At 71.9% G+C, this 7,565-nt stretch carries 3 protein-coding genes; all 3 read left to right on the forward strand.

Annotation, left to right across the window (positions count from 1 at the left end):
• Positions 1–454: acyl carrier protein (locus tag H5407_RS23035; RefSeq protein WP_183106831.1), on the forward strand; the 454-nt coding region annotated here is incomplete at its 5' end.
• Positions 451–5,025, forward strand: coding sequence for a condensation domain-containing protein (locus H5407_RS23040; protein ID WP_183106832.1), 4,575 nt, complete (start codon positions 451–453; stop codon positions 5,023–5,025). The genes H5407_RS23035 and H5407_RS23040, both read left to right, overlap by 4 nt.
• A 19-nt stretch (positions 5,026–5,044) precedes the next feature.
• Positions 5,045–7,565: condensation domain-containing protein (locus tag H5407_RS23045; RefSeq protein ID WP_255501410.1), on the forward strand; the 2,521-nt coding region annotated here is incomplete at its 3' end.

Here is a 7,565-nt window from a genome sequence, read left to right on the forward strand (position 1 = left end):
CCTGCTGGCCGAGGTGGCGGGCAGCGCCTCGGCGCAGTCCGCGGCGCCAGGCCTGCCGGCCGGCCACCTGAAGGCCGCGCTGCATGGTCTGACCGGCGCGGTCCTGCAACAAGCGCTCACCCAGGCCCTCGTCGATGCGCTGGCCGCCACCCTGCAGTCCGACGCCCGCCAGCTCAGCCCCCAGCGGCCGCTGATCGAGATGGGCATGGACTCGCTGATGGCCGCCGAGTTCCGCAGCGGCATCCGCCGCGAGCTGGGCGTGGACATCCCCTTCGGTCGACTGTTGGAAGGCGCCAGCCTGGCGGACGTGGTGGAGACCATCGCCGGCAAGCTGGAGCAGGCCGCAGCGGCATCGACCCCGTCTGACGCACCGGCCATCCCGGCCGCGCAGACCCTGGACCAGGTCTCCACCGAGGCCTTCTTCGACATGGAAATGGAAAGCGGTCAGCTATGAGCTCGCTCGACTACATCAACGCCCTGGCCGCCCGCGGCGTTCAGCTCTGGACCCAGGACGGCAAGCTGCAATACAAGGCGCCCAAGGAGCTGATCACCCCGCAGCTGCTGGCTGAGCTCAAGGCCAATAAAGAGGGCCTGGTCGCGCTGCTGGAGCAGTTCGGCACGAGCGCGGGCAGCTATGCGCTGTCCTACTCGCAGAAGTCGCTGTGGTCCCTGCATCAGCTGCAGCCGTCCAGCGCAGCCTACAACGTCACCTATGCCTGCCGCCTGGTCGATGGGCTGGACCTTCCCCTGCTGGCGCGCTGCGTGGACTACCTCATCGCCCGCCATCCCATCCTGCGCACCCGCTACGAGATCAGCGAGGGCCAGCCCCGCCAGCAGGTGAGCCTGGACGCTGCCGCGCGCCTGGACGTGCAGCGCATGCAGGGGCGCACGCTGGCCGAGGTCCTGGCCTGGGTGGACCAGGAGGCCAACAAGCCCTTCGACCTGCGTGTTTCTCCCATCCGGCTCAAGCTGCTGGTGAATGAAGGCGAGCTGGCGGCCGATGCGCCGCGCCATGCGTTGCTGCTCAACGTCCACCACGTTGCGGCGGACTTCTGGTCCCTGGAGATCATGGTGCGCGAGCTCTCCGCGCTCTACGCCCTGGGCCGCACCGGCCAGCCGCTGCGCCTGCCGGCCCTGCAGCAGCAGTACAAGGACTTCGTGCAGCACGAGGCGCAGCGCCTGGCCGGCCCGGAAGGCTCGGTGCTGGCCGCCTTCTGGACGCAGGAGCTGCAGGGCGAACTGCCCCGGCTGGCCCTGGAGGGCGACCGCCCGCGCCCGCCCATCAAGACCGAGGCCGGCCGCGTCTTCAGCCGCATGCTGGACCCGGCGCTGTCCGGCGCCCTGCGTCAGGCGGCCCGCGAGCGGCGGGTGACGCCCTATATGTGGCTGCTGGCCGTCTACCAGCTGCTGCTGCACAAGCACACCGGTCAGGACGAGCTGATGATTGGCGCGCCCACCTCCGGCCGCAGCATGCCCGGCAGCGAGCAGGTGCTGGGCCACTTCGTCAACACCATCCCACTTCGCTGCCGCCTGCAGGGCCTCGCGCGCTTTGACCAGCTGCTGGAACAGACGCGCCAGATGATGCTGCGCGTGCTGGATCACCAGGACTATCCCTTCCCGCTGCTGGTCGAGCGCCTGCGCCCCGCGCGCGACGCGAGCCGCTCGCCGGTGTTCCAGCTCATGTACAACTGGAACCAACTGCGCCGGGGATCGGAGGCGGCCCAGGAGCATGCCTTGTTCGGCCCCGTGCTGGCCGCGTCCAGCACCGGCACCCGCGGCGCCACGCATGACCTGACCCTCAACATCCAGGACGACGGCCAGGACTACGTGGCTGCCTGGACCTACAACTGCGACCTCTTCGACGAGGCCAGCATCGCCTGCTTCGGTGAACAGTTCGAGCAACTGCTCGCACGGTCCCTGCAGCAGCCGGAAGGCCTGCTGGACCAGGCCCGCCTGTGCGCCGCCCCCGCCATCCAGACCCAGCCCCTGGGGCCGGCCGAGCTGGGCAAGACCTGGCACCAGGCGCTGCTGGAGCGGCCGCAAGCCCAGGCGCAGCAGCCCGCCCTGCAGGACGAAACCGGCGATTGCAGCTGGGGCCGCCTGGCGCGCCAAGCCCAGTCCTGGCTGGCGCAACTGCGGGCCCAGGGCCTGCGCGAGGGCAGCCGCGTCGGCCTCTTCCTCACGCACCCCGTGCAGGGCGCCTTGCTGTGGCCCGCCCTGCTCGCCCAGGGCGCGCAGGTCCGCTGGCTGGACGCGGCTGAAGTGGGCACGGGTCTGGACCTCATCGTGCGTGCGCCGGCCGGCTCCACCCTGCTGCTGCCGGCCCTGGAATGCCTGCCTGGCGACGGCGCGGTCGATGCCCCACCCTTCGATGATCCGCTGATCGGCATGGCCGTCGGCGAAGCCCTGCAACTGCGTGCCCAGGACCGCCTGCTGCTGCCCTGGTCGCCGGCCCCCAGCCAACTGGCCCTGGCCAGCGCGGCCCTGGCACAGGCCTGGTCGTGCGGCTGCGCCGTGCAGTTGGCGAGCCTGGCGGGCGGCTCGACGGCGCAGGCCCTGACCGACACGCTCGCCACCCGCGTCGCCACCTTCGCCCCCTCGGCCCTGCTGCTGCCGGCCCTGCTGACACCCTCCCTGGCCCAGGCCCTGCGCGCCCTGCCGGCCGACCATCCTCTGCCGCGCCTGCTGGCCCATGGCGAGCAGGCAGAACCCGTACTGCGCTGGCCGACGGCATCGCCACGCTACCTGCGCCGGGTGCCGGGCGCCCAGCCCTGGGTCTTCGAGCCCGCGACCCAGGGATGGCACTGGCTGCCCCTGCCGGGCTGCGGCGCGCCACTGCTGCGCTCGGCATCGGGCGAGCCTCCCGCGCTGCGCCAATGGGCTTTTGCCGATGCAGCCAGCGGACCGGCCCTGCGCCTGCGCGCCCTGGACACGGCGCTGCAGTGCCCGGATCCGGGCGCCGGCCCCCTGCTGCTCGGCGCCCGTTCCCTGGAGGCCGGCCCCATCGAGCGCTGCCTCATGCGGCAGGCCGGCGTGGCCCTGGCCCTGCTGCTCCAGCGCTCGACGGCCAGTGGCCCGGTGGCCACCGCCTATGTGCTGCGCCAGCACGGTCCCGCCGTGCTGGACGACGCCACGCTGACCCAGGCGTTGCGGGACCGCCTGCGCGCCGAGCTGCCCGAGCTGCAGTGGCCCCAGGCCTTGGTGCTGCTGGAGCAGCTGCCTCTGGATGACGCCCTGCGCCCCGACCTTCCCCGCCTGCCCGAGCCCGATCTGCAGGCCGGCGGCCGCGCGGCCGAAGGTGCCATCGAGGCGCAGCTGTCAGCCCTGTGGTGCGAGGTCCTGGGCCTGGAAAGCGTCACGGTGGATGACGACTTCTTCCAGCTGGGCGGCGACTCCATCCTGGCCGCTGTCATCGTCTCCAAGGCCGGGCAGCAGGGCCTCTACCTGCGGCCCAAGGACCTCTTCGAGCACAGCAGCATCGCCCGGCTGGCCCGAGTGGTGAGCAGCACGCCTGGCATCGAGGTCGATCAGGGCCCCGTCAGCGGCGAGTTCCCGCTGGGTCCCGCAGCGCACTGGATGTTCGACAAGGTCGATCAGGACCTGGCCCACTTCAACCAGGCCTTGCTGCTGGAGCTCCATGAGACGCCAGACCCCGCACTGATGCAGCAGGCCCTGCAGCAGCTGGCGCTGCACCACGACGGCCTGCGCTCACGCTTCGAGCATCGCGACGGCATCTGGCTGCAGAGCATTGCCGCCGAGAGCGGCCCTGCGCCCGACTTCGCCGTCATCGACTGCCGCGCACCCAATGGCCAGACCTCGCTGCCGCGCTGGCGTGAGGCCATCGAGCAGGCCCAGACCGGCCTGGACCTGAGCCAGGGTCCGCTGTGGCGCCTGCGCTGGCTGCAGGGCGGCAGCCTGCAGCAGAGCCGCCTGCTGGTGGTCATGCACCACCTGCTGGTGGACGGCGTCTCGTGGAACATCCTGCTGCAGGACCTGGGCCAGCTCTACGCCCAGCTCAAGGCCGGCAGCGCCGCGCCCCTGCCGCTGAAGACCAGTTCGGTGCGCGACTGGGTGCAGGCCTGGCAGAGCCGCCTGGCCGCCACGCAGGACACAGCCTTGGCCGCCGAGCGCGCACACTGGCAGGCGTTCGCCACGCAGCTGCAGGCCCGCATGGCTGAGGGTCAGGAGCGTCCGGCGCTGATGCGCCACGCGCTCAAGCCCCGCGCGCCGCGGCATGCCGAGGAGGCCCATGGCTGCTGCCAGGTGCGGCTCAGCCCCGCGCAGACCGCGGCCTTCCGCGGCCCGGCCCACCAGGCCTACGGCACCGATGCCAACGACCTGCTGGTGGCCGCCCTGCTGGCCGGATTCCAGCACTGGGGCGGCTGCCAGTCCCTGCTGCTGGACCTCGAAGGCCATGGCCGCGAGGCCCTGAGCGAGCGGCTGGACCTCAGCCGCAGCGTCGGCTGGTTCACCTCCATCTACCCCGTGCTGGTGGAGGGTGCGGACATCAGCGACCCCGGCCGCCTGATCAAGACCGTCAAGCAACGCCTGCGTGAAGTGCCGGCCAAGGGCGACGGCTTCGGCGCCCTGCGCTACCTCGCGCCCGCTGAGGATTCCCTGCGCCAGGCGCTGGAGGCCATGCCGCCCTCACCGGTGCTCTTCACCTACCTGGGCGTGGTGGAGCAGATGGTGGGCAGCAGCGCCCTCTTCACCGGCCGCGCGGAGCCGGCCGCGGGCATCCGCAGCCCACGCCAGGCGCGCACCCATCTGCTGGATGTCTGCGCCTACATCAGCCAGGGCCAGCTCGTGCTGGAGTGCGCCTTCACCGGCGCAAGCGCCGTCGAGGAAACCATGGGCTGCCTGATGACCGACATGGCCCGGGCCCTGGGCACCCTGCTCACGCACTGCGAGAGCGCCGAGGCCGGTGGGCTCACACCCTCGGACGTTCCCGCCATCGACATCAGCCAGGACGGCCTTGACGCCCTGCTCCAGGAGCTGGACGGCCTGCTCTCCACGCCGGCCTGAGGCCGCTCTGCATCGCATCATGAATCCCAACGTCGACACCATCCACTACCTCAGCCCCCTGCAGCACGGCATGCTGCATCACTCGCGGCTGGACCCGCGCTCCGGCGTCTACGTCGAGCAGTTCTCCTGCCTGCTTCGGGGCGAGCTGGACTGGGACCGCTTCTGCCAGTCCTGGCAGGCGGTGGCCCAGCGCCACGACGTTCTGAAGACCCTGTTCATGCGCCTGCAGGAGGCCCAGCCCCTGCAGGTGGTGCTGAAGTCCGTGCAGCTGCCCATCACACAGCTGGACTGGTCCGGGCTCGACCCGCTGCAGCAGCAGGTGCGCTTCGAGGACCTGCTGCACAGCGACCGCGTGCAGGGCTTTGATGCCGGCCGACCGCCGCTGATGCGCCTGCACCTCGTCCGCCTGGGCGGGCAGCAGACCCGCTTTCTCTGGACCTACCACCACGCCATTCTGGACGGCTGGTCCATGCCCATCGTGCTGTCCGAGGTCTTCGAGCACTACGCCGGTCGCGGTGCAGGCCAGCCCCGCCCAGCCCGCGACTACCGCCACTACCTGGCCTGGCTGCGCCAGCAGGATGTGCCGGCAGCGATGGACTTCTGGAAGGCCCAGCTGGCCGGCTATCGCCAGGCCTTGCGCTGGGCGCCCTCCGTGCAGCCGGCCGATGCCGACACGCTGGCGCCGCGTCGCCTGGGCCACTGGCAGGGCACGATGCCGGCCTCCTGGGTCCAGGAGGCCCAGCAACTGTGCCGCAGCAGCCGCCTCACGCTCAACACCCTGTGCCAGGCCGCCTGGGCCCTGCTGCTGGCCCTGCACGGTGGGCAGGACGAACTCTGCTACGGCATGGTGGTCTCGGGCCGCAACCCGGCGCTGGTCGGCGTGGAACGCATGGTGGGCCTCTTCATCAACACCCTGCCCATGCGCGTCAAGCTCGATGCTCAGGCCTCCGTGCAGGACTGGCTGCAGGGCCTTCAGCAACAGTCGCAGGAGGTGGAGGCGCGGGCCTACAGCGCGCTGTCCGAGGTGCTGGCCTGCAGCGAGCTGCCACGCCAGCAGGCCCTGTTCGACGCCATCTACGTCTTCGAGAACTACCCGGGCCAAGCCGCCTTCCGCGAGCTGGTGGCGGCCCAGGGGTTGGAGGTTGATGACATTCGGGCGCTGGAGGAGACCAGCTACGGCCTGGCCCTGATCGTGCTACCGGGCGAGTCCCTGCAGTTCACCCTCAGCCATGACCAGGCGCTCTTCAGCCACGAGGCCGTTGCCAGCCTGGGGCAGCAGTTCCAGGCCCTGCTCGGCCGCCTGGTGGCCCAGCCGCAGGCGGTGCTGGGCAGCATCGGCCTCATCACCGAGTCCGCTGAGACCGCCGAGCCGCGCCCGTCCGACCTGCAGGCGGCCCCTGCCGAGGCCACGGCGCCCAGCCTGCTGGCCCTGCTCGAACAGCAAGCCCGCCGGCATCCGCAAGACCTGGCCCTGCAGGCCGCCGGCCTGCGCTGCAGCCATGCGGCGCTGCTGGAGGCCTGCCATCAGGGACTGGCGGCCTGGCAGGCCCAGGACCTGCAGCCGGGTGATCGCGTCCTGCTGTGGCCAGACGAACTGGCGCCGGTGCAGAGCCTGGCCATGCTGCTGTCGGGCATGGCTGCGGGGCTGGACTGCCTGTGGCCGGCACAGGATCAGCCCACCAGCCCGCCCCGGCTGCCGCAAGACCTGACCCCGCGCCTGAGCGTCTTCGCCGGGACCACCTCGCCGGAGGGCGCAACGCTCATCGGAGCCAGCCGTTCCTGGTCTGCCCTGCTGGCCGAAGGCCTCTCCCAGGCCGCCCGCCCTGGCGACGCCTCGGCAGGGGCCTGCAGCCTGCTGGACAGCCTGGCCGAACCGGGAACGGCAGGCACAGCCGGCACCCGCCTGCTTCGCTACACGCAGGCCCAGTTGGTCCAGGCCCTTTACAGCGCTGAAGACGGCGAGGGGGCCGGCGCCCCGCAGCTGGCCGCAAGCCACTGGCTCAGCGGCAGCGCGCTATGGTCGGCCCTGCGCGCCCTGCTGCAGGGCGGCACGCTGCACACGCTGGCAGTCGCTGAACTGGAAGCCCTGTTGCAGGGCGAGCCCACCGAGGCGCCCGCCTTCGACACCCTGCTGCTGAGTCCGCGCCAGGCCCGCCGTCTGGACCTGCTGCCCGCACCGGCGCCGTCTGCGCCCCCCCTGGCCCTGCGCCGCTGGAGCGTGGATGCCGCCGCCCTGAGCCCTGCCGGCCAGCAACGCCTGCAGCGCCTGGCCCCCGGTGCACAGCTGCAGCGCGCCTGGCATCAGCCCGCACATTCACTGCCCCATGCCCTGGTCTTGGGCGCGGGAGAGGCCCTCGCCCTGCAGGCGATGCCCGGCACCGACCTGCGGCTGCGGGATCTGCACCAGCAGCCGGCCGGGCCTTTCGCCCGCGGCCTGCTGCAACTGGCGGGAGCGAGCGTGCCCAGCCTGCTGCGCATCGAGGGCCAGGGCGCGACCGCCAGCGGCTGGCTGCCGGGCCGGCAGCCCCGGCTGCTGAGCG

The organism is Mitsuaria sp. WAJ17 (genome assembly GCF_014174515.1).
Classification (GTDB): Bacteria; Pseudomonadota; Gammaproteobacteria; order Burkholderiales; family Burkholderiaceae_C; genus Roseateles_B.

What these genes read in the sequence shown, in the direction of transcription:
- H5407_RS23040 (WP_183106832.1), top strand. Translation starts at nt 451, where the DNA reads ATGAGCTCGCTCGACTACATCAACGCCCTGGCCGCCCGCGGCGTTCAG.